Below are 25,445 nucleotides of genomic sequence, written 5' to 3'. Positions count from 1 at the left end.
AGCGCCAATCAGCCAGGTACGCTGGCTTCAGGGGCCGCGTTGCTTTGGTCGCTTTGGCGGACGAATTGCTCAAACGCCTCGGGAGTCAGCGGCCGGCTCAGGAAATAGCCTTGGATGACGTCACAGCCTGCCGCCTGCAGAAAACCGAGTTGTTCAGCCGTCTCTACCCCTTCGGCGATGGTCCTCATGCCCAGGCGGCGCGCGAGTTCGATGATGGCGCGGACGATCGCCTGGTCGTCGGGATCTACGTTGAGATCGCGCACGAAGCCCTGGTCGATCTTCAGTGTGTGGATTTTGAACTGCTTGAGCCGACTCAACGACGAGTAACCCGTGCCGAAGTCATCGATTGCGATGCGGATTCCTGATTCGTGCAGCTCCAGCATGCGTTGCGCGACACCTTGAGGGTTCTTGATGGTGGCAGCTTCTGTGATTTCGAGGGACAGGCAGTCCTCCGGAATGCCTGCCTCGGCCTGGACCCTTTTGATGAGCGTGGGCAGGTCTGGCTGCTCGAACTGGGATGCGGAAAGGTTGACTGCAATCGTGATGTTTCGCAGGCCCTGGTCCTGCCAGTGGCGAATCTGACCCGCCGCTTTGCGCAGGACCCATTCGCCGATCGACAGGATTTGTCCGCCTGATTCGGCTGCCGGGATGAATTCGGCAGGGCTGACAGCGCCCAGAGTGGGTGAATTCCAGCGTAGAAGCGCCTCGGCACCCGTGATGTGCCCGGTGGCCAGGTCTTGTTGCGGCTGGTACACCAGGAAGAATTCATTGCGTTGTTGTGCTTGTTTCAGACCGTTGTCCAGGGCCAGCGCCCGGCTTGCGTGGCGTTGCATCTCGGTGGTGAAAAAGCAAAAGCCGTTGCGGCCGTTGGCCTTGGCCCGATACATGGCAGCTTCTGCGCTGGCAAGCAGCGTTTCGAATTCTTGTCCGTCCTCGGGGTAGTGTGCCAGGCCAATGGATGCGGTCATCATCACGTTCTGCTCCACCAGCAAGACGGACTCCGACAGGATGCGCATGATCGCCTGGGCTTGCCCCACTGCTTGAGGCTGGTTGAGGTTGGGGAACAGCCCGACGAAGTTGTCGCCGGAATAGCGTGACAGCGTGCCAGCGTCCCCTACTTCGGCACGCAGGCGCTGCGCGATGCTCTGCAGCAGCAGGTCGCCGGTCGTGTGCCCCATGGCATCGTTGACCGACTTGAAATTGTCGAGGTTGATCCAGATCGCCGTGAACGAGTGGTGTGTAGCGCTCACGAACTTGAAGCGTTCTTGCAGCAGGATGCGGTTTGGCAGGCCGGTCAGCGTGTCGTATAGCGTCAGCTCGCGAATGCGGCTTTCGGCGTTTTTACGGTCGGTGATGTTTTCCTGGTGTTCCAGGTAGTGGGTGATGTGGCCGTTGGCGTCGCGCACGGGGTAAATCAGCGCGAGTTCGATGTATTCCGTGCCATCTTTGGCTCGATTGATGATTTCACCCTGCCATGGTTCACCGCGATTGAGGTGCTGCCACATGTCTTCGTGGGTGGCTGCGGGCGTGCGGTGGGAGGTCAGGAGCTCGTCCGGGGTGCGGCCCAGAGATTCGGACAGCGAGTAGCCGCTGAGGCGGGTAAAGGCGTCGTTGGCGAATTCGATACGGGTCTGTGCATCCATGATGATGATGGAAACCGGGCTTTGCATGACGGCCTGAGACAGAAGCTGCAGCGTGCGTTCGCTTTGGACGCGCTCGGTGACGTCGCGTGAAATCACGACGAATCGGGGGGAGGCCTCGGTACCGGATGCCATGCGTGAGACCGAAAGTTCGAACCAGTGCGGTGTGCCATCGCGCCCGGGGATGCGCAGGACCTTTCCACGTGAGACCCCTGTGTGCTCCGCTTCCTTGAGCGCAGTGAGTACGACCTGGGCTTCGCCGGGGTCGAGAATGTCGCCCAGGGTGTGACCGATCAGCTCCTGTTTTGGATTGGACAGGTCTTGTGGTCGATCGGTGTATACGGCCAGATAACGGCCGTCGGCGTCCATTTCGAAGACCAGGTCCGGCATCGCGTCCAGCGTGGCTCGGAGTTGCTCGCGCGAGCCTTGCAGCTGGGTGTAAGGGTATTGCACTGCCTCCACGAAGACGGCGCGAAACAGCATCATGTAGGCCAGCGCTTTATAGATGTGTCCCAAGAAGATGTAGACGTCGGTCAGTTCACCATAGAGCGTGAAGAAAAACTCGCTCAGGGCCATGACACAGGCCGCGGCCGATAGAATCGCCGCATTGAAGTGCCGGGCCCCCCGCAGTGGCCGCCAGAGCAGCGCCGCAGCGCCCAGGTAGAGCCCCATCAGCAGGTACTCGGCCGCGACCTTGAATGGGGTCAGCCCATATCCAGGGATGAACAGGTTTGGGACATCGTCGGGGAATTCGAAATACAGAGCTGCCAACGCAGTCACGCCCACGAGTACCAGGGCCACCTGGAGCCCGAATGGGACTTTGGGAGTCCGGGAGTCCCAGGGCCTCCAGGCGATCGCCAGCAGCCCCGCGGCACAGGAAAAGCGTGCAAGCAGCCAGAAATAGAGGGTTTCGTCGGCGGTGCCCGGCGTGATGAAGGGCGGCATGCCGGGGAAGGAGAGCAGATGCAGGAAGTCGAATAGCGCCACGGCCAGAAACGCGCTTCCCAGAAGCTTCAGGTTGGCGGGCAGAGCCTCGTGCCGGGTGCTCCACACCACGCCAAAGATGGCCATGGACACCACGACCGAGAGGGTTTCGAGAGCGGTGTGTAACGGGAGGTAATTGGCGATGTGACGGCTTGACGCAGGCATGGGCACGGTTGCCGCTACCAGCAGGACAACCAGCAGAGCCCCCGCCATGACCCATGAGCGATGGATGTTCGGTGGCTGGCTGATGTGAGTCGACACGGCATGCTCCATGGCAGGAAGGTCGCTGCGAGTGAACCAGGTCTCGTGCCGCCGACCGTCTTTGAAATCGGACCGTTACATCAAGTAGTGTGCAGTGCCCGCTCGGTTCATTATAGGGGTGCGAGTGTTGCGGCGAACCGCCATCCGGCCGAGTTTTGAAGCGTGTCAAAGTCGTTGATCGACGCCGGATTTTATTTTATGACGTAAATCCGTCAGAATAATGTCTTTTACAAGACTCGTGCGGGCTCGGTGCCCAGAGGACCACGCTGTGTCGCCCACCATTGAACTGGCGGACTCAATTTTTGAAACCGGCCCGATCGCCTCGTCGCCGTCTAGCGTCGAATGGGCTCTTCATTCAGACGAATGGAGATTGCGAATCGAAGCGCACGCGCCCGGAGTATTTCGGCTGCGCTGCGGCCCTGTCAATTGGCTGGCTCCCGCAAAGCCTTCGGCCCGGGCGCAAAGGCACGCGGCCATGCTGTTGGCCCGCGAAGAGCCTGTAGGGGAATTCGAAGCGCTGTCTCCCGAGCCAGGGTGTTGGCGTCTTACGCAAGGGGATACTGCCCTTGAAATCAGTGGCGCAGCGCCTACCCTGAGGCTGCTGCATCTGGGCCAGCCGGTGGGCGAGGCCCAGCTGTTGCTGCCGGAAGCGGGTGGCGAGCCCTGGCACCTGGACTGGGATCTTGGCGACGACGAGGCGCTCTTCGGCTTGGGCGAGACCTTGACGGATCTGGATCGGCGCGGGCAACGGCTGGTCTCGGGCCAGCAGGCTGACCGATGCCTGCCCTTGGCGTGGAGCCCCCGCGGCTGGGGGGTGTACCCCAACAGCCTCGAAGAGGTCGTCCACGATGTGCAAGAGCCGGGGCGCTATGGCGTCCAGGTCGCCGCGGCGGGCCTCGACGTCTTTCTGTTCGTGGGTGAACCCTCCGAGATCTTGAATCAATACACGGCTCTGACCGGGCGGGCCGGGCAACCCAATCTGTGGCCTATGGGCGTCTGGCTGGACCAGGCCCCGGGCCAGTCTCTGGAAGACAGTCTGGCGCAGGTCCGCAGTCTGCGGACGCAGCAAATGGCGCTCGATGTGCTGGTGTTGGCCGATCCGGCCGTTCTCGGGTTTCAGGCGGATAAGCCGGTGTTCGAGTGGTCGGCTAGGGTATCCGACTGGCGCAGCTGCGCCGAACGCGCGCAGGCGCTGAATCTCCATCTTGCGGGATCCTGTTTCCCGGGCGTGCTGCAGGGTACTACCCTGTTCGACGAATGGGCGGATCGTGGCTGGCTGTTGTGCGATGCCGAGGGCGATGTCTGGGTCCATCCCGGCAATGCTGCATCAGGCGGCAAGCCGTTTGGTTTGCTGGATCTGACGCACAAGGACACACGTAGGCTCTGGACTGAACGTCATCTTCAGGTCATTGAAGAGGGGCTGGATGCCTCCGTTTGTCAGGCAAGGATCGACTTTCCGGCCGAGGTCGAGGCCCGGGGCGGCGAATCTGGCACTGTCCTGCGCAATGTGTATCCGTTTCTCGCGCGTCAAGCGCTCTTTGATGCCGTAGCGGGGCCGCGTACGCCCCAAGAAGGCGTCATGCTCAGCCGAGACCTTTTTCCGGGGGTACAGCGCTTTGCGTGGCAGCAGGGGCCTGCGGTCGACAACACCTGGCAGGGCTATGCAGCTTCTTTGAAAGCGGCGCTTTCTGTCGGTAACAGCGGGGTGGCAGTCCAGACGCACCGGCTGGGAAATCCCGAGCGCCCTACAGGCAGCATGACCCCTGAGCTCTATCTGCGCTGGCTTGCCATGTGCGTGTTCTCGGGCAATTTCAGCCTGCAGGGGCATCCGGCACTGATGCCGGACGCTTTCGACGACGATACGCGTGCGCTCGTCGCGCACTGGCTGCAGTGGCGCTATCGCCTGCTCCCATATGTGGCAGGCATCGTCGACGATGCGGTGCGCACCGGCTTGCCGGTCCAGCGGTCCATGGCGCAGGCCTTCCCGGCAGATGCGCAGGCGCACTTGTGGGACACACAGTACCTGCTGGGGCCGGCGCTGCTGGTTGCTCCTGTCATGCACGCTGGCGACACGGTCGAAGTTTACCTGCCGCAAGGGGCCGCCTGGTGGGATCTGAACACGGGCTGGCGCTACGAAGGCGGCACTCGCTGGACTCTGCATCCTGGCCTGGACACTATCCCCGTCTTTGGACGCGAGGGCCACATCTTGTGTCTGGGACCGACGGCGCAGCATACGGGTGAAATCAATTCGGCCCGCATTCTTGAAGAGGTCTGGATGTTTGGGATGCCCGAGCATAATCCTGTCGTGATGCGCAACAAGATCCGTGTCATGCAGATGCAGGGGTCGAGTTATATCAAGGGCCTGGAGGGTCTGAAGATTTTGTCTTCCGAAGGGCTGGAGGTGAAGCGGCGCGGCGCCGAAGTGCGTATTTCGCGCGCGCGCTGACCTTTTCCGGTGTCGTGCAGCGTCAGGACGGGGTGTCTGCAGGCTCTACGGCCGCCTTGTCTTGTTCATGCAAGGGGATGTCGACGCACAGGCTGGCATCGAAGTTGGGGTTTTCGTTGACACCGTCGCGGCAGTAGCCCCGGGGGTTGCACAGAACGCGAGTGCCGTAGACTTTGTAGTCAAAACTGTCGTGTGTATGGCCATGGACCCACAGCGCGGAGCGGCCCAGCAGGCTGGTGCAATCAGAGACGAACCCGGCGCTGACCAAGGAATCCGCAAAGCGTGGGTGCACGCTGCGGATGCTGGGGGCATGGTGGGTGATGACCACGGTCGGTCCCTCGAATGGGGCGTCGAGCATTGCGTCCAGCCAATCGTATTGTTCACGAAAGAGTGCGATGGAATCTTGTGGCGTGTAACGCGAGTAGTCTGCGTTGCGGATCACCTGAAAATCGCGCATGAATTCTGCAGATTTTTCCATGGCAAGGTCTCGGCATTCGGGACCGAAGAGTTCGAAGTCGGTCCAGAGCGTGGTGCCCAGAAAGCGCACTCCGCCTATTTCTATGGACCCTTGATCCAGGAAGTGGACACCACATTCGGCTGCACAACGAGCGAGTTCGGCGCGCACCTCGGGGATGCATCCCCCGTAGAATTCGTGGTTGCCCGCGATATACAACACCGGACGGCCGAATTGCGCGGCCCATTGCATGGCCGCCTTCGGGCGGGCGATGTCACCCGCCAGAACGGTGACGTCGGCCTCGATCGCCGGCAGAGGCATCCCCTGGACACCCAGGTGAAGATCCGAAAGAATGTGCAGCTTGAGCGGCAGCGAGTCGTGCGGATGGGTCATGGTTTACCTCGTATCTGGGGCTGAAACTTGACGTCTTTTTTTTATACTGTCAGAATGCTCGATTCTTGTTGGGTCGTTAGCTCAGTTGGTAGAGCACCGGACTTTTAATCCGATGGTCGCGCGTTCGAGCCGCGCACGACCCACCAACGCCGCTTTTGATGCCCAGGCCGCACGGCCTGGGCATTTTTCATGGGCGTTGCAGATATTCTGATGCTCGATCGTGGGGATGGGAATATGTGTTTCCCCGCATAGTATGTTTCCCGACGTTGGAAGCTCTACGCCCGTATGTACACCCACCCTGCCTGCTGCAACAGGGCCAGTTCCAGCACGGCGGGTTTGTCCAGCACTTGAAGCGGTTCGCGTGCCGGTCTGCCTATCCGGGTCAGCGTGTTCGGACACAACCACGTGATGGGGTCCTGGTCTGCGCGGACCACATCGAGCGCGGCCGCGACGGCCTGCGCGTTGACTATGACGCGGACATCTGCTTGCGGGTCTGCTCGCCGCAGGTTGGCGGCATTGTTGCGTGCCCGCTCCAGCGCCGCCGGCGTCGGTGCGTGCAGGATGACTTTCAGCGGTGGATGTTCCATGATCTTTCTCGGTTCGGGTGGGTTGCTTTACCCCCTATACTAGTGTCCCCTTTTCAGTCTGCTCAAGCGTTTTTGGATCGGGGCGGTGTGTGGCCGGCTGTCGTTCTGCCATGGCAGTCTAGTAAAGGTTGCAGTCATGTCATTCACCCATGTCCCTGGGTTCGTGGGCTCGGTTCGATCCGCCTCTTCGGCCACCAAGGGATATTTGCTGATTCACTTCTGTGTGGTTCTGTGGGGCTTTACGCCCATCATGGGCCGTGTCATTTCTTTGGATGCGGTGTCGCTCGTCTGGTGGCGCATGCTGCTTGCGGCGCTGGTGCTGCTGTTTCTTCCCTTGACGTGGCGAGGCATCCGAGAGATGTCCTGGCGGGTGTTCGCAGCCTGTTGTGGTGCCGGTGTCATTCTGGCGATCACCTGGGCGTTGTTCTATCTGGCCGTCAAACTCACCAATGCTTCGGTTGCCGCCGTTTGTCTGGGCACGGCACCCTTGTTCATCGCAATCTTCGGGCCTCTTCTGACGCGCCGGCCGTATCAACGCGGGGATCTGATCCTGGCGGTCGCCATCATCCCCGGGGTCGCGTTGGTGGCAGGTGGCATTCCCCACGGCATGTATCTGGGGCTGGGGGTTGGCCTACTGTCTGCGGCGACGTTGACGGCCTTCAGTGGCACGAACAAGCTTCTGGCCAACCGGACCCATCCTATCAGTGCGACCTGTGTCGAACTGGCGGCCGGGACCTTGTTTCTGTCCGTCGTGCTGGCGGTTCTGCCTGGTTCGCAGGCAGAATTCAGCTTTCCTCATGGTTGGGACATCGTGTTTCTGCTGGTGTTTGCCGTGACGATGACTGCCTTGCCCATGGCGCTGCTGCTGGTGGCCCTGCGTTACATCACGGTGTTCGCGCAACAGATGGCGACCAATCTGGAGCCTGTCTATGCCGTACTCTTGGCCATCCCCTTGCTGGGTGAGCAGCAGGAACTGGGTGCCTTGTTTTATCTGGGGGTTGTCATGATCATCGGGACGGTGATGGTGGAGCCTCTCAATCGCTGGCTTCGCACCCGGTCGCGACGCAAGTCATGAGTACTAGCCTGTTGCGGCACCTGATCGGGAATGGCCGGGGTGGTCTTCGCCGCTGCGGACGGTCAGGCTCTGGACGGCCGTGCCCACGGGCCCTCGAGCGTCGCTCAGGGCGGACAAGGTCTCACCGAGCCCGGACGGGCCAAAGCTGACTCGGGTGTCGAAGCCCACCCAGCCGGCCTCGGGGGCGCGGAAGAAGTGCACGGTCAGATCGACATTGGCAAAAAAGACGCTCCCTGGACGTTCGCGCACGGCAATCCCGTTGGCGGTGTCTATCAGTTTCAGAAACCCGGCGACGGGGGGGTCGGCTTCTCCGGCCACCAGCGGAAGGGCACTGCGAACCCACGCGAGGCTATGGCCAGGACGAGCGTCTGCATTGCGCCGCGTTTCGATTGAGGCCACGTAGCCGCCACCCCAAATCGATGAAAGAGCCAGAGGTGGCATCGAATCCGGAGCTGGCAGACGTGCGCGTTCGTCCCCCGCAATGCGGGTGGTGTCGTTTGCTGCAAGGCGCCAGATGCGTGCGCTGATGCTGGTCTGGTCGCCATGCCGCATGCGGGCTTCCAGGAGTTCGATTGAGCGTCCGGGACGCAGTACCTGGACGTCGATCGTGAATTCGCCAGAGTGGATGACCCCAAGGATGTCGAAGGACACGCGCGACACCAGTTTGGAACTGGGGAGGCGGCGTTCTGCTTCGGCCAGCACCAGGCCGGATGCTGGAGCCATATGCTGCTCTCCCGGCTGCCAGGCACCCTGGGCATGAAGGGTGGAGACGAAGCGATCTTCGGCGAGGCGTACGTAGTACGCGTCCGGGTAAGGCTCACCTGTGTGGCCAAGATGGCGGTTGGTTGCAGTCGGCATGACGCGAGTGTAGTACGGCCGCTGCGGATCTTGCCAGCCTCAGCCTCTCCTAAGTCGGGCTTTGCTAAGCTGCAGGAAAGTGATTCTAATGCCACCAATGGACATTGCAACCCTGATCCACACTTACGGCTACTGGGCCGTCGCAGTGGGCACCTTTCTGGAAGGAGAAACGGTGCTGCTGGCGGCGGCTGCGGCAGCGGCTCGAAATTACCTGTGGTTGCCTGGGGTGGTGGCCGTGGCGGCGCTGGGAGGCTTTGTAGGGGATCAGTTCTTTTTTTGGGTGGGTCACCGCTATGGCGCGCGCCTCGTGAGGCGGTATCCGGCGCTCGAGCGCCGCACGGCACGGGTTCAGGCGCTGCTCAAGCGCCACAATGCCCCCATTATCCTGGTCGTTCGCTTTCTGTATGGGCTGCGTGTTGCCGGCCCTGTCGCCATTGGCATCAGTGGGGTGTCCTGGGGCCGGTTTGCTGCTTTCAACGCGGTGGGCGCGGCGCTCTGGGCTTCTCTTGTGGGCGGCCTTGGATACGGTCTGGGGGAGGGGCTCGATCGTCTGATCCCGTTATTGGGTGACTTCGACGCCGACGAACTTCGGGGGATCGCCGCCATCGTTGCGGGGCTGGTGGTCGTGTGGTTGACCCTCGAGGGCGTGCGCGCCCTTCGTGCCAGGAGCGTGTGCCAGCAGCCCGATATTCATCATGAGGACCGGCCCCGTTGAGAGTGCTATTGGTCGAGGACGACGCCATGATTGGCGAGGCCGTTCAGGACGCCTTGAAAGAAGCGTCGTATGCCGTGGATTGGGTCAAGGATGGGCTGGTGGCCCTTTCGTCGCTGGCCGCGCAGCGTTACGACCTGGTCTTGCTGGATCTTGGGCTCCCGGGGAAGGATGGGCAGGATGTGTTGCAGTCGATCCGCGCGCACGACAATCCGGTTCCTCTGCTGATTCTCACGGCGCGCGATGCGCTCGATGACCGCCTTCGGGGTCTGGACGGTGGCGCCGATGATTACCTGGTCAAGCCTTTTGAGGTGGAGGAGCTGCTGGCGCGGATGCGCGCAGTCCTGCGCCGCAAAGAGGGCAGCGGGGCACCGCTGCTGACCAATGGCCGTGTGACGCTGGACCCGTCCACGCGCGAGGCATTCATGGAGGGCGGCTCGCCGGTGCGCCTGACGGGGCGCGAGTATTCCCTCTTGCGGGCGCTGCTGGCACGGCCGGGTGCCATCCTCTCGCGCAGCGACCTGGAGGACCGCATCTACGGCTGGGGCGAGGAAGTCGAGAGCAATGCCATCGAGTACCTCATTCACTCGCTACGCAAAAAGTTGGGCAATGAAGTGATTGAAAACGTGAGGGGACTCGGATGGATGGTCTCAAAAGTCGCTTGAAGACTTCGGTTCAGTACAGGCTTTCCTTCACCCTGTCTTCGGTTCTGATTTTCGTGGCGGTGGTGGCCGGTGTCTTTTCGTTTCTTTCAGTGTTCGACGAGGCGCATGATCTGCAGGATGACGTGCTGCGCCAGATCGCCACGCTGATCGATCAGCAGCGCCTGTCGTGGCAGCCGACGGCGACCGGCCCTCGTATTGAAAATGCCGACGACGATTCCACGGTCTATGTGCAGGTACTGGGAGCATCAGGCCTTTTCGCAGGAAAGACCAGGAACAATCAGGCGCTGCCTTTGCCGGCTGATTTGGTGGACGGCTTGCAGACCTTGAACCTGGGAGGCGAGTCGTATCGCGTCCTGGTGAAGATGATGCGCTCCGGGGCGCGCGTGGCCGTGTCCCAGGAGACCGATGCACGCAACGAGATGGCCACCAACAGCGCACTGCGGACGCTGCTGCCATTTCTGGTGTTGGTGCCGGTGCTGCTCATGCTCATTGCACGGCTGATACGCACGATGTTTCGACCGATCACGGGTCTGTCCCGGCAACTGGATGCACGCAGTGACGACGATCTGCGGCCTATCCGGGCGGACCACCTGCCTTCCGAGGTACGGCCTTTCGTGCTTGCGATCAATCGCCTGCTTGCGCGGGTGGCAGAATCGATCAAGTCGCAGCAGCGGTTCGTCGCAGATGCGGCCCACGAATTGCGTTCGCCGCTCACGGCGCTGTCCTTGCAGGCCCAGCGCATGGACCATCTCCAGATGTCCGAGGCGGCGCGCACTCGGTTGGCGATCCTGCAGAAAGGCATCGAACGCGGGCGCAACCTGCTCAATCAATTACTGAGTCTGTCCAAGGTCCAGGCGGGCTCGGGTACATCCGCTCACCAGATTTCGGTAAGTTCGGTCTACCGCACCGTACTGGAAGATCTGATGCCACTGGCGCGGGCCAAGCACATCGATCTGGGGGTGCTTGAGGGGCCCGATGCAGCCTTGCGAGCGTCGGAACTCGACCTCTGTACCTTGGTGAAGAATCTGGTGGATAACGCGATCCTCTATACGCCGGACTATGGCCGCGTGGACCTGTCTGTCGGCGTGACGCACGACGCTGTAGTGTTGCAGGTGGCAGATACGGGCCCGGGGATTGCCGAGGCCGAGCGCGCGCGCGTCTTTGACCCCTTCTATCGCGTGTTGGGGAGCGATCAACCGGGCTCCGGGCTGGGCCTGGCCATCGTCAAGGCGATCGGGGATCGCCTGGGTGCGCGGTTGGAGCTGAGCGACACGGATGCGGTGGCGCGTACCGGGCTGACGGTTCGTGTGATCGTGCCTGTAGCCTCGCCGCAAGTGCCCTCAGTTTGACCTAAGTCTGGTTCCTTATCCTGCCTCGCATTCGTCGTCGACGATGATCGAGGTGGAACTAGATGAGAAGGGCTTTATTGAGTGCCGGCGCCTGCGCACTGCTGTTGGCGGGGTGTGCCACGTACCAACCGCTACCCTTGCCTCAGCAGGCAAAGCTGGCGGTGCGAATCACGGAGGTGCGGCACGTCTTGCCATCCAAAGAGGCGGGAACCTCAGTGGCCATTGACGTGAGTCGACCGCTGTTGCCTTCCCAGGTGGGGTTGCTGGCTGTTCTCAATGCCCCGGAGCTGCGCTCCGAACGGGGCGAACTTGATCTGGCACAAGCCACAGCCTTGCAAAGCGCCTTGTTGCCGAACCCTTCGGTGAGTCTGGGTTATGCCGCAGTCCTCAGCGGGCCGGCAACAGCCGCTGCCTATACCGCGTCATTGGCTCAGGACATTGCCTCGTTGGTCACCTATCGCAGCCGGAAGGCGGCTGCGCAGGACCATGTGGCGCAAGTCGATGCGGATCTGCTCTGGAAGGAATGGCAGGTGGCGCAGAAGGCTCGGCTGCTGTCCGTGGGACTGTATTGGAACGGGCTGGCGCTTTCGGCCAACGAGTCCCGCCGAACGCAGGTCACACAGGCGACGGCACGGATGCAGGCTGCCGTCGCGCGCGGCGATGCGAGCCTATCCGATCTCACGCCGCTTCTGTCTGCCCACTCGTCCCTGGAGCAGGCAGTTTCTGCACTTGAATTGCAGCAGGCTCGGGACTGGGCCGAGCTGGACGGCCTGCTGGGTCTGACGCCTGAGGCCCGTTTTGCGATTGCGCGCCCCCGGGTGCCAACACCGCCGGGGCCCCTGCAAGCCATGGTGGTCAGCGCCCCTCACCGCCGCCCGGATCTGCTGGCTCTGCAATTGGGCTACCAGTCTGCGGATGAAAGTGTGCGGGCGGCCATTCTCGGGCAGTTTCCTGCCTTTGCTCTGGGGGGGGCGTGGGGATCGGATACATCGCAAGTGCGTTCCGCCGGCCCCACGGTGACCTTTGATCTGCCCATCTTCAACCACGGACAGGGTGCGGTCGCTCAGGCACGCGCCACGCGACTTTTGCTCCATGAACGATACCAGGCACGCTTGGACGCCCTGGCCTCCACGGTGCTCGCGTTGCAGAGTCGTAGCCGGTATTTGCGTACGCATCTGACGGCGGCCTTGAAGGATGCGTCCTCTGCTCAGACCCGCGAAGAAGCGGCTCGCGCAGCGTTCGAAGCCGGCAATCTCGACGAGCGAGCTTTTGCCGACTATGCATCCACCGCGCTGGCAGCCCGTTTGGCGGTGATCGATTTCAATCGTGGGCTCGATGAGGCCCGTATTGGTTTGCAGTTGGAGCTTGGATTGGGCCTGCCGCAGGTTCGAATCGCTCCATTGGATTCTTTGGAAAAATCATGATGAAAAAATGCTCCTCTTTGATTGCCGTCGCGTTGCTGGCGGCGTGGTCCGGCCTTGCGCTGGCCACCGAGGCCATCAGTGCCAAGCCCAGTGTCCTCGTGACCACCACGCCCTTGAGGCAAGGGGGTCTGGCACGTACGGTCACAGCCTACGGAACCGTCGTGTCCCTGCCGTCTGCTACCCAGACCCTGTCTGCACGGTCCTCTGAGGTGGTGGGCCAGGTCTACGTGCGCGAAGGCGATGAAGTGACCGCTGGTGCGCCACTCCTGCAGTTGGTGCCAGGCGCTCAGACGGGTGCCAACTATGCTCGGGCACGGACAGCCTTGCGGGATGCGGAGCGGCAGCTTGCTCGCACTCGCCAGTTGCTCACTCAGCATCTGGCGACGGCACAGCAACTGGCGCTTGCGGTGAAGACTCGTGAAGATGCGCGGGTTGCACTGGCGGCGCTGACGGCACAAGGGGCGAGTGGTCCACAGATCCTGCGTGCTCCGTTTCGCTCCATCGTCTCGAAGGTGGCAGTCACTCCCGGAGCGTTGGTTTCTGCGGGGAATTCTTTGATGGACTTGGCGGACCCGGGGCGTCTGACGCTACGCGTGGGTGTGACTCCACTGGACGCCCGGCTCATCAAGCCGGGGGATGCAGCTGCCGTGACGGCTCTTGCTGGGCGTGAGACGCTCGCAGGTGTTGTGTCGCGCCGGGGGGCTTTGATTGATCCCGCGACCGGTCTGGTGTCAGTAGAAGTCTCCCTGCCGCTGGATCACTTGTTTCCGGGCGAGGCTGCCAGCGCGGCCATCACGGTGGGGCAGGTTCATGGGTTCGTGGTTCCCCATGATGCCATTCTGGTCAACAACCAAGGCCAGCCCTACGTCGTGCAGGCCGACGGCAGGACGGCTCGCAAGGTACCGGTACAGGTGGCGGGCAGTCACGGGAATCAGGATGCCATCCATGGCAGTGGTCTGAAGGCCGATCAGCCTTTGATTCTTGCCGGCAATTATCAGCTCGAAGACGGCATGCAGATCCGTCTTGCAGATGCATCGGCAGGGAGTGGGAAATAATGTTCGTGCGTTGGCTGCATCGTCACCGCCTGCCGGTGCTCTTCGTATCGTTCGTCCTTTCTGTGGCGGGAATCTACGCGGCACTCAACCTGCCGATTGGCCTGTTTCCGTTGACGAATTTCCCCCGGATTCGCATCGAGGTGAGTGCCGGCAGCATGCCGGCCCGGCAGATGCTGGCCGACGTGACACAGCCGCTGGAAGCAGCCGCACGATCCGTGCCCGGAGCCGTAGGGGTCACGTCTCGAACGTCACGCGGTTCGGCGCAGATCTTCGTGAATTTTCCGTGGGGGTCGGACATGAACCGTGCGCTGATGGCCGTTGATTCCGCGTTTTCGCAACGGGTCCCGGACCTGCCGTCCGGGACCACCTACGATGCCATCCAGATGAGTCCGAATGCCATCATGCCATTCGTGTCGTATGCCTTGACCTCTGACAAAGTGCCGGCATCTCGCTTGCGCGAGATCGCGCAGCGACAGATTCTGCCTCTGCTTACCGGAATTCCCGGCGTGCGGCGCGTGGGTGTGCTGGGCGGCGAGACTCCTGAGGTTCAGGTGTCCGTGGCGCCGCAGATGCTGCAGCACTATGGGCTGACGTTGCCTGACGTGGCCGGCGCGCTGTCGGCGGCCAACGCGCTTCAGTCGGTGGGTCACGTGCAGGACAATGGCCTGCTCTACCTCACCCTGGGCAACAGCGCCTATACCTCTGTACAGGCGGTGGCGGATACGCCCATTCGGACGCGCCAGGGCGGAGTGCTCACGTTGTCGCAGATCGCCACTGTAAAAATGGGGACCACGCCCGGCTGGTTGCTGGTGAACAACAACGGTCGACCTGCCGTGACCTTCGATGTGTTCCAGCAGGATCGGGCTGACTCGCTGGCACTGGCCAAGACGGTACAGCAGAAGCTGTCTGCCTTCATGAAGACGCAACCTGCCTCCATCCGTTTGGACAAGTGGTACGACCAGACGCAGTTGGTGCGCTCTTCAATCTCGGCGCTGGAAGAGGCTATCGGGATTGGCCTTCTATTTGCTGCTGGCGTGCTCTTCTGGTTCCTGCGCAATTGGCGCGTCACGGCCGTGGCCATGCTGGTGGTGCCTATGGCCGTGCTGTGCAGCATCCTGGTTTTGTGGCTTCTGGGCATGACGCTCAACATCATGACGCTGGGCGGTATTGCAGCGGCGATCGGCCTGCTCATCGACGATGTGATCGTCATGATCGAGCAGATTGCCAGACGGGTGGGCAGCCCGGATGTCGTGGATTCACGCACCGGGGTACTCAAGGCCGCGCGTGAATTTCTCTCGCCGCTCGTGGGTTCGTCGCTGGCGACAGTCGTGATCTTCATTCCCCTGGCGTTCCTGTCGGGCGTTACCGGGTCGTTCTTCAAATACCTGTCACTGACTATGGCGTCGGCCCTGATCATCTCATTTTTGCTCACGACCTTCACGGTGCCCCTGCTTGCACGCAGCTTGGTCGACTTCAGCCAATGGACAGATCCTGGCCATGGAAGGGAGAGCCGGACGCGGCGCCTGCATGGCCGTCTCCTTGACCGCTTCTTTCGGGCACCGTGGCTGGTGGCCATTGTATTGGTGATGCTCTGCGGCGTCGGGTATGTCGGATATCTTCAGGTCGGCACGGGCTTTCTGCCGCGAATGGACGAAGGCGGCTTCGTGATCGACTATCAGACCGCGCCCAGCACCTCCTTGCGGGAAACCAATCGAGAGCTGAAGCAGGTAGAGGCCATCCTCAAGTCGAACGCTTATGTGGCCACGTACTCACGACGTACCGGGGCGGGCTTGGGCGGTGATCTGGCCGAAACCTATCAGGGCGACTTCTTTGTGCGCTTGGTGAACCCCGCGCGTCGGCCGGACATCTGGAAGGTCATGGATGATGTGTCCAACCAGATCACCCAGAAAGTTCCCGGAGTCAATTTCGACACGCACCAGTTGATGAGCGACATGATTGGCGACATGGTAGGACGGCGCCAGCCGGTGGTGATTCAGTTGGGTGGCGATGACCCGAGCGTCCTGGGCAGCGTTGCCCAGAAGGTCGCACAGGCGCTCGCGGCGGTGCCCGGGGTCGAGTCCGCGTCGGTGGACAGTGGTGTGACGCCCGCTGGCGATGCGCTCGAGATCCATGTGGATGCGCCGGCGGCTGCCATGAAAGGCATGACGCCGGCCGCTGTCGAGGCTCAGGTTTCTCAGTATTTGAAGGGCGTCGTGGCCACGCGCTATCTGGGCGCGCACCAGGACGTTGGCGTGCGCCTGCGTTTGCAGGCACCACTGGGCTCGATCTACCGGGATCAGTTGGGTGACCTGCCCATTGCAGGTCCATCAGGGGCGATCTTTCCGCTGCGCGCCGTGGCCACGGTCCGGTTCGTCTCGGGCGAGCCGCAACTGACGCGAGACAACCTGCGGCAAATCGTTGCGGTGACTGCGCAGACGACAGCGGCCCGCGATCTGGGCTCGACCATTGCTTCGGTCAGGCGGATGTTGGCTGTGCCGAACCTGCTTCCTGCCGGGGTGCATTACGTGCTGGGCGGAGCCTACAAGCAGCAGCAGATGGCTGCCAGAGGCATGGTGAAAGTCTTTGCTGCGGCCGTGATCGCTGAAATCGTGCTGCTCATGTTTCTGTATCGCAGCTTTGCGATTCCGCTCATCATCATGGCGACTTCGCTGGTATCTACAGGAGCGGTTTTCGTGGGGCTGTGGGCCACGGGGGTGGAACTGAACATCACCGCCATGATGGGGATGGTCATGATCATTGGCATTGCGACGGAAATGGCGATCTTTCTGGTGTCCGAATACCAGAACTTGCGGGGGTCGTTGCCGCCGCGCGAAGCCTTGAAGACGGCGGCCCTCAACCGCCTTCGGCCCATCCTCATGAGTACGTTGGCCATGGTGCTTGCCCTCATTCCGTTGGCGGCCGCTGTCAGTGGCTCCGGCGACCAGATGCTGCAGCCGCTGGCGATCGCCATCATTGCAGGCGCCGTGGTGCAACTGCCTCTGGTGTTGCTCGTCATGCCGGTCCTGATTGGGCTGACGGTACGTGGTGGGAAGGCGCAGACGGATGACTCAGCCTGGGGTCATCCCAGCCAGAATGCCCCTAGCGCGAATACGGCGTAGAACGCACTGGCCGTGATCAGAGTTTGGGCTTTCACCGCGCCGCGTCGGAACAGGAACCACATGAAGATGATCGCCATCAGGGTGACGGCGCCTGAGAGGATCAGTGCGGGGTCGAACAGCCAGGGGGTGAAGAAGATGCCCAGGGCGCTTGGGATGGTGGCCTGAATCATCATGGAGCCCGAGATGTTGGCCAGCGCCAGGCGCTCTTTACCCTGACGCACCCAGATGAGGGCATTCATGACCTCGGGTAGCTCCGTGGCGATGGGGCTGAGGATGAGCGCTACCAGCTGTGCTGACCAACCCAGGCCGTGGCCGATGACCTGGAGCTGGTTGACGAAGATGTGAGAAGCGAAAGCCACCACCAGCATGGCGCCTACGGATTGCAGCGCCGCCCAGGCCAGGGACGGCTCTGCCGTATGCGGGCGCAGTTTGAGCGGTTCCAGAATTTCTTCTTCCAGAGCCGTGTGGGCGTCACGGATTTCCGAAAACACGTAGACCGCGTAGGCCAGCAGGAACAGGATGCCCAGCCAAGGCTTGAAGGCAAAGACCACCAGACCCAGTGCGACCTTGAAGACGAAGATCCACAGGAAGGCGGCTTGGTCGCGGCTCAAGCGGGCGCAGTCGGCCTGTAGTGCGTAGGTGGGCCGTTTGAGGTGCTTGTGGTTGATCATCAGCGCCAGGCCCACAATGGAGTAGGCCAATGTCGAGAGCACCAGCGGGCCCCCCATGGCGGCCCCCACGCCGACGTTTTTCATGGCAGGGGTGTCGCCGAATACGACGGCGATGAACGTGACCGCGCTTTCGGGCAGTGCGGTTCCGAAGGCCGCCAGCACAGAGCCCACGGCCGTTGCGCCCAGATTCAGGCGCCGGCCCAGCCATTCGATGCCATTGACGAAGTACTCACTGGCAAGGTAGATCGCCAGAGCGGAAAGAAGGAAGAGGGTGATGGCAAGCAGCACGGAGACACTCCAGCCGGATGAGCGACAACCAATGGCCCGACGACGCGGCTCGCCCGGCAGGCATGCGCATCGCGGCCAAAGGTCTCGCCAGGCTGGCGCTGCTTTCGCGGCGGCTGCCCGCGCCATGAAGTCAGTGCTCCAAGTGTGTTGACGCGGGCTTCCCGGCAACGCCGGGAACGGCTACTCCCCAATGACAGGGGTGACTTTATAACAGCATTTGGCGGTGGCGTCACGCGAGCGCGCATCCTATGATGTCCTGAGTGTGCGCAAGAGTTCCTGATGATGCGATTCCCCCGTGACCGAAGCACCTTCTACCTGACGGTGTGTGCCCATCTGTGCGGCGTTTTCCCTGTCGTGTGGTGGTTCGTTCTGGGCTACCAGGGCGACCTGACCGCCAACCCGCCCGAGTTTCTGACGCGATCATCGGGAACTTGGGCGCTGGTGATGCTATGGGCGGCACTGTCGGTGACTCCGCTCAGACGCCTGACGGGGTGGTCGAAATGGGTGCGTTGCCGCCGCGCCTTGGGACTCTACGCATTCTTCTACACGGTATTGCACGTGATTGCCTGGGGGCTGTGGGACCGGGGCGGGGTCTGGTCGTCAATGTGGCACGATCTCTGGCAGCGCGATTTCATTGGCATCGGTGCGCTGGCCGTCCTGTGCCTGGTGCCATTGGCCTTGACGTCCACTCATGGCTGGATGCGCCGGTTGGGCCGGTGGTGGACGCGTTTGCATTGGCTGGTGTATCCAGCCGCAGTCCTGTCCGTATGGCATTTCGACTGGATGCGTGCAGGCAAAAATGATTTTTTCGAGCCGCATCTTTACGCTTGGATACTCGCCGTGCTACTGGGCATCCGCGTCGTGTGGTGGTTGTGGGCTCGGTACGGGCGACAGTCCGGGAACCGGCACTTCCGAGCGGAATAGCGACCATGCCACGATTGCAGCGATCAGTGCGATCACACCGAAGGTGGACAGGGCGCTTGCAAAGCCAAGTTTCAATGCGGCCTGAAAGAGCAGGCTGCCAAGGCCAAATCCACTGAAGAGAGAAAATGCCATCAGGGCCACGGCCTGGCCTTTGGCAGCCCCCTTGAGACTGGTCGCGATACCCGCCAGCAGCGGTTGAGTCAGATCGAAACCCAGAGACAGGAAGATGATGGCGACTTGCACGAGCACCAGAGGCAGGGACGGAATCAGCGATAGCGTGCAGAGCCCCGTCAGAGCCACGCCAAGCGGGATGATGCGCGCACGCCCACATCGATCGGCAAGTTTTCCGATGAGAGGGCCGAATATCAGGCCCGGGATCCCGTACCCCAGAAGTGCGAGCCCGATGTGTGCTTCGTCGAGCCCGAATCTGGCGTGGAGATAAACTCCCAACCAGGTGAAGACCCCCGACTGCAAGATGGCGTTGAGCAGCACATAGCCGTAGGTACGCAGCGCGCGCAGCTGGGTCAGCAGCGCGCGGTAGCCCTTCAGTGTGGCCGACCATGGAGCCGGAGCATTGTGGCGAGCCGAATGAGGGATGACCGACGCCGAGATTGCGGTAAGCAGGACGAGCAGGCAGAGCGCGCCCACACAGAGAAACAGGCCTTGCCAACCGAGCAGGGGCTCGAGAAGCGCGCCTGCAGCGGCACCTGCTGCCGTACCGCCTGCAATCGCGCCAAAGAGCCACCCTACCGCGCGGCCCCTGTCCTGGTAAGGAATCACGTCCCCGATCAGCGTCAGGCTGATGGGCACGATGCCTGCGGCCACCACCCCTGTGGCCAGGCGCCAGCGGATGAAAGAGGTCACGTCAGTCGCTGTTGCGGTGGCAAGTGTCAGTGCGCAGAAAAGGCTGAGCGAGCCCAGGATGACGATCTTGCGCCCCATGCGGTCAGAGAAGGGGCCGACGAACAGGATGGAGAGCGCTTGCGGGATGACGTAGGCAGGGATCGCCAACCCGACCGCATCGGTGGAGGCTCCCAATAACGTGGATAGGCGGGGGATGAGCGGCGCGACCATGAAGGTCTGCGCGAATACCAGGAATGCAGCACTGCAAAGGGTTGGCAGCATCCAGCGCGAGCCCATGCTTGTGGCGCCGGACGCGGGAATCATGGCCGAGGCCACCGCGAGATCCTCTTTTCGTATGAGGCCTTCATAGTAGTTCCAGGCACGTGCGGTGGGTGCCCGATCTTTTCGAAATTCCTGGAATTTCGGGCCTGTTATTTCCTTAAGTAATAAGTTATTCGTTCTTTCTATGAAACCTGCATGGTAAATTCACGTCTCGCGTCTCGTTGATCCGAGAGCGCGCTCATTTTCAAAGTGACTCTGTATCTTGATCGATCTCGAGAACATCCGTAAGACGTATCAGTCGGCGGGGCGTGCCGTGCACGCGCTGGCTGATGTGTCACTCAGCATCCACGAAGGCGAGGTCTTCGGCATCATTGGCCGTTCGGGCGCAGGCAAGAGCACGCTGATCCGCTTGCTGAACCTGCTGGAGCGGCCCTCCGAAGGCCGCGTACGCGTCGACGGTGAAGACATCACCGCTTATACCGACGCCCAGTTGCGCGAGTACCGCCGTACGGTCGGCATGATCTTTCAGCACTTCAACCTGTTGCGTTCGCGCACTGTGCTCGACAACGTCTGCTTTCCGCTGCGTCTCTCGGGGATGCCGCGCGCAGAGCGTCTGGCTCGAGCGCGCGAGGTGCTCGACCTCGTGGGCTTGGCCGACCACGCCCATAAGTACCCGGGCCAGCTCTCGGGCGGGCAGCAGCAGCGGGTGGGCATTGCACGGGCGCTGGCCAGCCGGCCGCGCATCCTGCTGTGCGACGAGGCGACGTCGGCGTTGGACCCTGAAACCACACAATCCATTCTGCGGCTGCTGCAGGACATCAATCTGCGCCTGGGCCTGACCATCGTGCTCATCACGCACAGCATGGATGTGATTCGGGCTGTCTGCGACCGTGTGGCTGTCATCGAGCGCGGGCATATTGTCGAGACCGGGCCGGTACTCGACGTGTTCCTGCACCCAGGGCATGACGCCACGCGGGCCTTGTTGTCCGAAAGCGGCCTGGATGGTGGCGAGGGGTGGCGCACGCTGGCCGAAGGTGTCTCGGGACGCCTGGTCAAGCTCAGTTTCCGGGGCGAAGCCACCGGGCGGCCCTTGCTCAGCCGCCTGAGCCGTGATCTGTCGCTCGACCTCAGCATCCTGCAAGGGTCGGTGGGCCGGATCAAGGACACGCCTTATGGTCAGCTGATCGTGGCCATTGAAGGGTCCGACGAACATCTCCAGGCACTGGCCCCCGTGCTGGAGCAAGCAGGTGTGCATTGTGAGGTATTGCGGTCATGATGAATCTCGATTGGGGCATGATTCTCGAAGCCACCATCGATACCTTGTTGATGACGGGGTTTTCGTTGTTGTTTACGGTGATCATCGGCTTGCCCGTGGGTGTCCTGCTGTTTCTGACAAGTCCTGGGCAGGTGATTGAAAACCGCAGCCTCTATCAAGGCGTGGCCTTCGTGGTCAACGTACTGCGTTCGGTGCCGTTTTTGATTCTGCTTATTGTGATGATTCCGCTGTCGCGAGTGCTGGTGGGCACCGCGCTGGGGGTACAGGGGTCGATCCCGCCGCTGGTGGCCAGCGCGGCCCCGTTTTTTGCGCGGCTGGTTGAAAACGTGCTGCGTGAGCTCGACCCCGGCGTGAGCGAGGCCTGTCGTGCCATGGGCGCCACGTCCCGTCAGACGGTGCTGTGGGCGTTGCTTCCAGAGGCCACGACCGGCATTTTGTCGGCCGTCGTGGTCACCTGTATCGCGCTCGTGGGCTATTCGGCCATGTCTGGCGTGATTGGCGGCGGCGGGCTGGGTGACTTGGCCGTGCGGTACGGCTATCAGCGCTATCAGGGCGACGTCATGGCTGTGACCGTGGTGATCCTTGTCATCATGGTGCAAGTGTTTCAGATCGTTGGCGACCGCTGGGTGGCCAAACTCAATAGACGATAATCTTCAGGAGGTTTTTACATGTTCAAGAAATTTGTGCCGGTTCTGGCGCTGGCTCTGCCGCTGGTGTTTGCGGCACCGTCTCACGCTGAGAAGTTGACGATTGCGGCGACTCCGGTGCCTCACGCCGAGCTTCTAGAATTCGTCAAGCCAGAGTTGGCCAAAGAAGGGGTGGACCTGGACATCAAGGTCTTCACCGATTACGTGCAGCCCAATCTGCAGGTCGACGGCGGGCACATCGATGCCAACTTCTTCCAGCACAAGCCGTATCTGGATTCGTTCAACAAAGATCACGGCACGCACCTGGTTTCGGTAGGCGCGGTGCACGTAGAGCCTTTTGGCGCCTACTCGCAGAAGATCAAGAACATCAAGGATCTGAAGGACGGCGCCCAAGTGGCGATCCCCAATGATCCTTCAAATGGGGCACGGGCCTTGCTGTTGCTCCAGAAGCAGGGCTTGATCAAGCTGAAAGACCCGAGCAATATCCTTGCGACTGCGCGCGACGTGGTCTACAACCCCAAGCACCTGAAGTTTCGTGAGCTCGAAGCGGCTACGCTGCCGCGTGTGCTCCCGGACGTGGATCTTGCGCTCATCAACACCAACTACGCGCTGGAAGCAGGCTTGAACCCGATCAAGGATGCGCTGTTCATTGAAGACAAGAATTCGCCCTATGCGAACCTTGTCGTCACGCGCCAGGACAAGGTCAACGACCCGGGCATTCAGAAACTCGTGAAAGCCCTGCAAAGCGAGCGGGTCCGTCAGTTCATCCTGACCAAGTACAAGGGTGCCATCGTCCCGGCGTTCTGATCAGATCAGACGTCAGTGTCGTGTCACCCGGAACGTCCGGGTGGACACGACCTTGTTCGACCCATCGGCCATCACCTGCACGGTGATCTGGTACGGGCGGAAGCCCTTGGGGATGTCGGTCCAGTCCCCCTTGACCACGGTGTAGCGGCCCATATCCAGGGGCTGAGTGGTGACGTCCTGGTAACCCCGGTTGCCGTTGGGGTATGAACCGGCTGCAATCAGTTTGATTGTCCCCTGCAGGTTCGGGGCCTCGGTTTGGCCCGTGGGAATCTCCTGGATCAGCAGAATCTGATATTGCAGGCCGTCTGCACTCAGGATCGCATCACCCGCCCGGATTCCGGGGGTCCCCCCGCGGGGATCGTTGGGGATGGCCTCGATCAGGCTGGCGACTCCTGCTTGCATGTCGGCTGCGTGCTTGCGCGCCTGCTCCATTTGCTGCTGCGCGTCTTTTTGGTCCTTTTCTGCCTGTGCCAGCGTTTCGTGCAATTTTTTGGACTCGGCGCTCAGGCGCTGGTTGTCCATGGTAGACGTGTTCAGATCGGTACGCAGCTGCTCTGACTGCTCGATGGTCAGGCGCTGCGGCCCGTAGCTGCGCTGCAGAAACAGCACCCCGCCTGCTCCCAGCACGACGCCAGTGATCAGCAGCAAGAGCCAGCGCGGAATGCCACGGGTGCGGCGAGAGTAACCGTAAGGGGTGGGTCTGAAGGTGGGATGTTTGGGGCCAAAGGGCATAGTGAACGAGTTCCTGAACGGCTGAGGCAGCGGCCGCGCGCGGTCGAAATTCTCAAGGATAAACGTATTGCGGGCCTTGTTGATAGCTCATCAACACATGGTTTCCATTTGTGATGCAGTTTAGCAGTCGCGCGTGGGGCGGGCCCTGAGGGCGCAATCCAGTTCAGCCAGGCGTTGGGGGGTTCCCACGTCTGTCCACGCACCGGCATGGCGTTCGCCCGTCACCGCGTGGCGCTCCATGGCGGCGCGCAGCAACGGCGCGAGTGGGGCGGGCCTGGACAGTGAAAGCGCCGCGAAGAGGCTGGGGTGAAAGACGCCGATGCCCGCGTAGGTCAGCGTGCTTTGGCCTGACACTGGCAGGGCGACCTGGCAATCGGGTTGCAAGACGAAGTCGCCTGCCGGATGGTGCACCGGGTTGTCGACCAGCACCAGGTGGGCCTGGTGCGTCTCGGACATCCCCTTTTCGGCAACGATGGCGGTGCCGGGGTCCCAGTCGCACCAGATGTCGCTATTGACGACCAGAAACGCGTGCCCCTCGAAGAAGTGGAGTGCGTGGGCAATGCCTCCCGCTGTCTCCAGTGCCGGGGATTCTGCACTGTAGTGCAGCCGGACGCCTAGCGCTTCGCCGTGGCCGAGCGTGTCCAGAATCTGCTCGCCCAGCCATGCGTGGTTGATCACGATATCGTGAAAGCCTGCCTGTGCAAGCCGCAGAATATGCCAGACAATCAGTGGCTTGCCGGCGACTTTCAGCAGTGGTTTTGGGCAGGTGTCAGTCAGCGGTCGCATGCGCTCACCGCGCCCAGCGGCCAGAATCATGGCCCGCATCAGAACGAGAACCCGTGCGTGACGGGCGTCTGTTCGACACGGTCGAGTAAGCGAATCACCGGGTGAAAGACTCGGTAGCGCTCGGCGACCTGGCGCACGTAGCGCTGCACTCTGGGGAGGTGCTCCAGATAATGATGCTTGCCGTCGCGGTGCGACAGGCGTGCAAACACCCCCAGAATGCGCAAATTGCGCTGCAGCCCCATCCACTCGTACTGCATGTGAAACTCGGCAAAGTCGGACGCGACGGGCAGGCCGGCCGCGCGCGCGTATTCCCAGTACCGGATGGCCCAGTCCAGTTGCTGCGGCTCGTCCCAGGTGGTTCGGGCATCCATGACCAGCGACACAATGTCGTACGTGATGGGTCCGTGCAAGGCATCCTGAAAATCGATGATGCCTGGTGAATAGTCGGGTTCACCGGCCCCCAGCATCAGGTTGGGCGAGTGGTAGTCGCGATGCACAAGAATCCTGGGCTGCGCACTGGCCTGATGCACCAGAAGGGTGAAGACTTCGGCCAGCTGAGCCTGTGTGTCAGCCTCCAGGGTAAGCCCATGGTGCACCTGGAGGTACCAATGTGGGAAGACAGTGAGTTCTTCCTGCAGACGCGCTTCGTCATAGACCGGCAGATCGGCCGATGAGCACTGCTGCAGTTTCACCAGCGCACGGAGGGCTCCCCGATAGTGTTTTTGCAGCGCGTCGGGGTTACCCGTCAGCTGTGGGATTGCATCAAAGAAGTTCAAAGTGCCCAGGTCTGACAGCAGCAGGAACCCCTGGGCCAGGTCGTGGGCGTGGATGATGGGCACGTGCAGCCCTCCCCGGTGCAGGCGCTCGGCGATCCGCATGAAAGGCCGGCAATCTTCGTGGGGCGGAGGGGCGTCCATGACGATGTAGGGACCGTCCGCCGCCTGAATGCGGAAATAGCGCCGGAAGCTCGCATCGCCCGAGACCGGCACCAGCGTAGCGGGATTCAGGTGGGCAGGCGCGTGGAGTTGTTCCAGCCAGCGGTGCAGCGCGGCGAAGCGAGGATCTTGGGGGGATGACGTCATGGAATGGTACAGTCGGACACGAGTGGGCGCCGGGCAGTGGACGCCCGGCTTCTCTATAATACTGGGTCGCTGGTCATCGTGGATA

At 61.8% G+C, this 25,445-nt stretch carries 21 protein-coding genes, 1 tRNA gene and 1 riboswitch; of the genes, 13 read left to right on the top strand and 9 right to left on the bottom strand.

Annotated features, from left to right (window positions below; translation table 11 throughout):
- Nucleotides 1-8: 8 nt before the first annotated feature.
- Nucleotides 9-2,885, bottom strand: coding sequence for a bifunctional diguanylate cyclase/phosphodiesterase (locus tag VF285_RS09195; RefSeq protein ID WP_346952314.1), 2,877 nt, complete (start codon nucleotides 2,883-2,885; stop codon nucleotides 9-11).
- A gap of 475 nt (nucleotides 2,886-3,360) precedes the next feature.
- Here VF285_RS09195 and VF285_RS09190 point away from each other — a divergent pair, with 475 nt between their 5' ends.
- Entirely contained in the window at nucleotides 3,361-5,331 is a 1,971-nt protein-coding gene (locus tag VF285_RS09190; protein ID WP_346952313.1) for a glycoside hydrolase family 31 protein, read from the top strand.
- 22 nt (nucleotides 5,332-5,353) lie between these two features.
- Here VF285_RS09190 and VF285_RS09185 read toward each other — a convergent pair whose 3' ends face one another.
- Complete coding sequence (locus VF285_RS09185; RefSeq protein ID WP_346952312.1) at nucleotides 5,354-6,178, bottom strand: metallophosphoesterase; 825 nt, start codon at nucleotides 6,176-6,178, stop codon at nucleotides 5,354-5,356.
- 70 nt (nucleotides 6,179-6,248) lie between these two features.
- Between VF285_RS09185 and VF285_RS09180 the strand changes: the two genes are divergently transcribed.
- Nucleotides 6,249-6,324, top strand: a tRNA-Lys gene (locus VF285_RS09180).
- Between the two features lie 129 nt (nucleotides 6,325-6,453).
- Here VF285_RS09180 and VF285_RS09175 read toward each other — a convergent pair.
- Nucleotides 6,454-6,765, bottom strand: a complete 312-nt coding sequence (locus VF285_RS09175) for a hypothetical protein (RefSeq protein ID WP_346952311.1) — start codon at nucleotides 6,763-6,765, stop codon at nucleotides 6,454-6,456.
- A 136-nt stretch (nucleotides 6,766-6,901) separates the two neighbouring features.
- Here VF285_RS09175 and VF285_RS09170 point away from each other — a divergent pair, with 136 nt between their 5' ends.
- Nucleotides 6,902-7,840, top strand: coding sequence for a DMT family transporter (locus tag VF285_RS09170; RefSeq protein ID WP_346952310.1), 939 nt, complete (start codon nucleotides 6,902-6,904; stop codon nucleotides 7,838-7,840).
- A 3-nt stretch (nucleotides 7,841-7,843) separates the two neighbouring features.
- On the opposite strand, the gene VF285_RS09165 is transcribed toward VF285_RS09170, so the two are convergent.
- Entirely contained in the window at nucleotides 7,844-8,698 is an 855-nt protein-coding gene (locus VF285_RS09165; RefSeq protein ID WP_346952309.1) for a thioesterase family protein, read from the bottom strand.
- Between the two features lie 97 nt (nucleotides 8,699-8,795).
- On the opposite strand from VF285_RS09165, the gene VF285_RS09160 reads away from it, so the two are divergent.
- From VF285_RS09160 to VF285_RS09135, 6 genes are all read left to right on the top strand, one after another.
- A complete protein-coding gene (locus VF285_RS09160; protein ID WP_346952308.1) occupies nucleotides 8,796-9,413 on the top strand; it encodes a DedA family protein in 618 nt (205 codons plus the stop codon).
- Complete coding sequence (locus tag VF285_RS09155; protein WP_346952307.1) at nucleotides 9,410-10,075, top strand: response regulator transcription factor; 666 nt, start codon at nucleotides 9,410-9,412, stop codon at nucleotides 10,073-10,075. Before VF285_RS09160 ends, VF285_RS09155 begins: the two co-directional genes overlap by 4 nt.
- Complete coding sequence (locus VF285_RS09150; protein WP_346952306.1) at nucleotides 10,051-11,424, top strand: sensor histidine kinase; 1,374 nt, start codon at nucleotides 10,051-10,053, stop codon at nucleotides 11,422-11,424. Before VF285_RS09155 ends, VF285_RS09150 begins: the two co-directional genes overlap by 25 nt.
- A gap of 62 nt (nucleotides 11,425-11,486) precedes the next feature.
- Nucleotides 11,487-12,848 (top strand): TolC family protein, encoded by a 1,362-nt coding sequence (locus VF285_RS09145; protein WP_346952305.1) that lies wholly within the window; start codon nucleotides 11,487-11,489, stop codon nucleotides 12,846-12,848.
- Complete coding sequence (locus tag VF285_RS09140) at nucleotides 12,845-13,903, top strand: efflux RND transporter periplasmic adaptor subunit (RefSeq protein WP_346952304.1); 1,059 nt, start codon at nucleotides 12,845-12,847, stop codon at nucleotides 13,901-13,903. Before VF285_RS09145 ends, VF285_RS09140 begins: the two co-directional genes overlap by 4 nt.
- Nucleotides 13,903-17,022 carry an efflux RND transporter permease subunit gene (locus VF285_RS09135; RefSeq protein ID WP_346952303.1) on the top strand — a complete coding sequence of 1,040 codons (3,120 nt, stop codon included), beginning with the start codon at nucleotides 13,903-13,905 and terminating at the stop codon, nucleotides 17,020-17,022. Before VF285_RS09140 ends, VF285_RS09135 begins: the two co-directional genes overlap by 1 nt.
- Here the strand turns inward: VF285_RS09135 and VF285_RS09130 are convergent.
- Nucleotides 16,983-17,981, bottom strand: a complete 999-nt coding sequence (locus tag VF285_RS09130) for a sodium:calcium antiporter (RefSeq protein ID WP_346952302.1) — start codon at nucleotides 17,979-17,981, stop codon at nucleotides 16,983-16,985. The genes VF285_RS09135 and VF285_RS09130 overlap by 40 nt on opposite strands.
- A 12-nt stretch (nucleotides 17,982-17,993) precedes the next feature.
- Nucleotides 17,994-18,182, bottom strand: a riboswitch (yybP-ykoY riboswitch).
- Nucleotides 18,183-18,260: 78 nt separating this feature from the next.
- Here VF285_RS09130 and VF285_RS09125 point away from each other — a divergent pair.
- On the top strand, nucleotides 18,261-18,905 hold the full coding sequence (locus VF285_RS09125; RefSeq protein WP_346952301.1) for a protein-methionine-sulfoxide reductase heme-binding subunit MsrQ: 645 nt from the start codon (nucleotides 18,261-18,263) through the stop codon (nucleotides 18,903-18,905).
- Here the strand turns inward: VF285_RS09125 and VF285_RS09120 are convergent.
- Complete coding sequence (locus tag VF285_RS09120) at nucleotides 18,825-20,072, bottom strand: MFS transporter (RefSeq protein WP_346952300.1); 1,248 nt, start codon at nucleotides 20,070-20,072, stop codon at nucleotides 18,825-18,827. The two genes, VF285_RS09125 and VF285_RS09120, sit on opposite strands and share 81 nt — an antisense overlap.
- Before the next feature lie 220 nt (nucleotides 20,073-20,292).
- Here VF285_RS09120 and VF285_RS09115 point away from each other — a divergent pair, with 220 nt between their 5' ends.
- Genes VF285_RS09115 through VF285_RS09105 form a run of 3 tightly spaced genes read left to right on the top strand, consistent with a single transcriptional unit; the run spans nucleotide 20,293 to nucleotide 22,760 of the window.
- On the top strand, nucleotides 20,293-21,306 hold the full coding sequence (locus VF285_RS09115) for a methionine ABC transporter ATP-binding protein (RefSeq protein ID WP_346952299.1): 1,014 nt from the start codon (nucleotides 20,293-20,295) through the stop codon (nucleotides 21,304-21,306).
- Entirely contained in the window at nucleotides 21,303-21,956 is a 654-nt protein-coding gene (locus VF285_RS09110; protein ID WP_414648109.1) for a methionine ABC transporter permease, read from the top strand. Before VF285_RS09115 ends, VF285_RS09110 begins: the two co-directional genes overlap by 4 nt.
- Nucleotides 21,957-21,974: 18 nt before the next feature.
- Nucleotides 21,975-22,760 carry a MetQ/NlpA family ABC transporter substrate-binding protein gene (locus tag VF285_RS09105; protein ID WP_346952298.1) on the top strand — a complete coding sequence of 262 codons (786 nt, stop codon included), beginning with the start codon at nucleotides 21,975-21,977 and terminating at the stop codon, nucleotides 22,758-22,760.
- Nucleotides 22,761-22,772: 12 nt separating this feature from the next.
- Here the strand turns inward: VF285_RS09105 and VF285_RS09100 are convergent, their stop codons facing one another.
- From VF285_RS09100 to VF285_RS09090, 3 genes are all read right to left on the bottom strand, one after another.
- Nucleotides 22,773-23,492, bottom strand: a complete 720-nt coding sequence (locus VF285_RS09100; RefSeq protein WP_346952297.1) for a hypothetical protein — start codon at nucleotides 23,490-23,492, stop codon at nucleotides 22,773-22,775.
- A gap of 120 nt (nucleotides 23,493-23,612) precedes the next feature.
- Nucleotides 23,613-24,317 (bottom strand): N-acetylmuramate alpha-1-phosphate uridylyltransferase MurU, encoded by a 705-nt coding sequence (gene murU / locus VF285_RS09095; protein ID WP_346952296.1) that lies wholly within the window; start codon nucleotides 24,315-24,317, stop codon nucleotides 23,613-23,615.
- Nucleotides 24,317-25,360 carry an aminoglycoside phosphotransferase family protein gene (locus VF285_RS09090; protein WP_346952295.1) on the bottom strand — a complete coding sequence of 348 codons (1,044 nt, stop codon included), beginning with the start codon at nucleotides 25,358-25,360 and terminating at the stop codon, nucleotides 24,317-24,319. The genes murU and VF285_RS09090 overlap by 1 nt, the downstream gene beginning before the upstream one ends.
- Nucleotides 25,361-25,445: the final 85 nt, after the last annotated feature.

The sequence above is a fragment of the Castellaniella sp. genome, assembly GCF_036379515.1.
GTDB lineage: Bacteria > Pseudomonadota > Gammaproteobacteria > Burkholderiales > Burkholderiaceae_B > Castellaniella.
The sequence above is the reverse complement of the archived record's forward strand: the minus strand, read 5'-3'. Positions and strand labels throughout refer to the sequence as shown.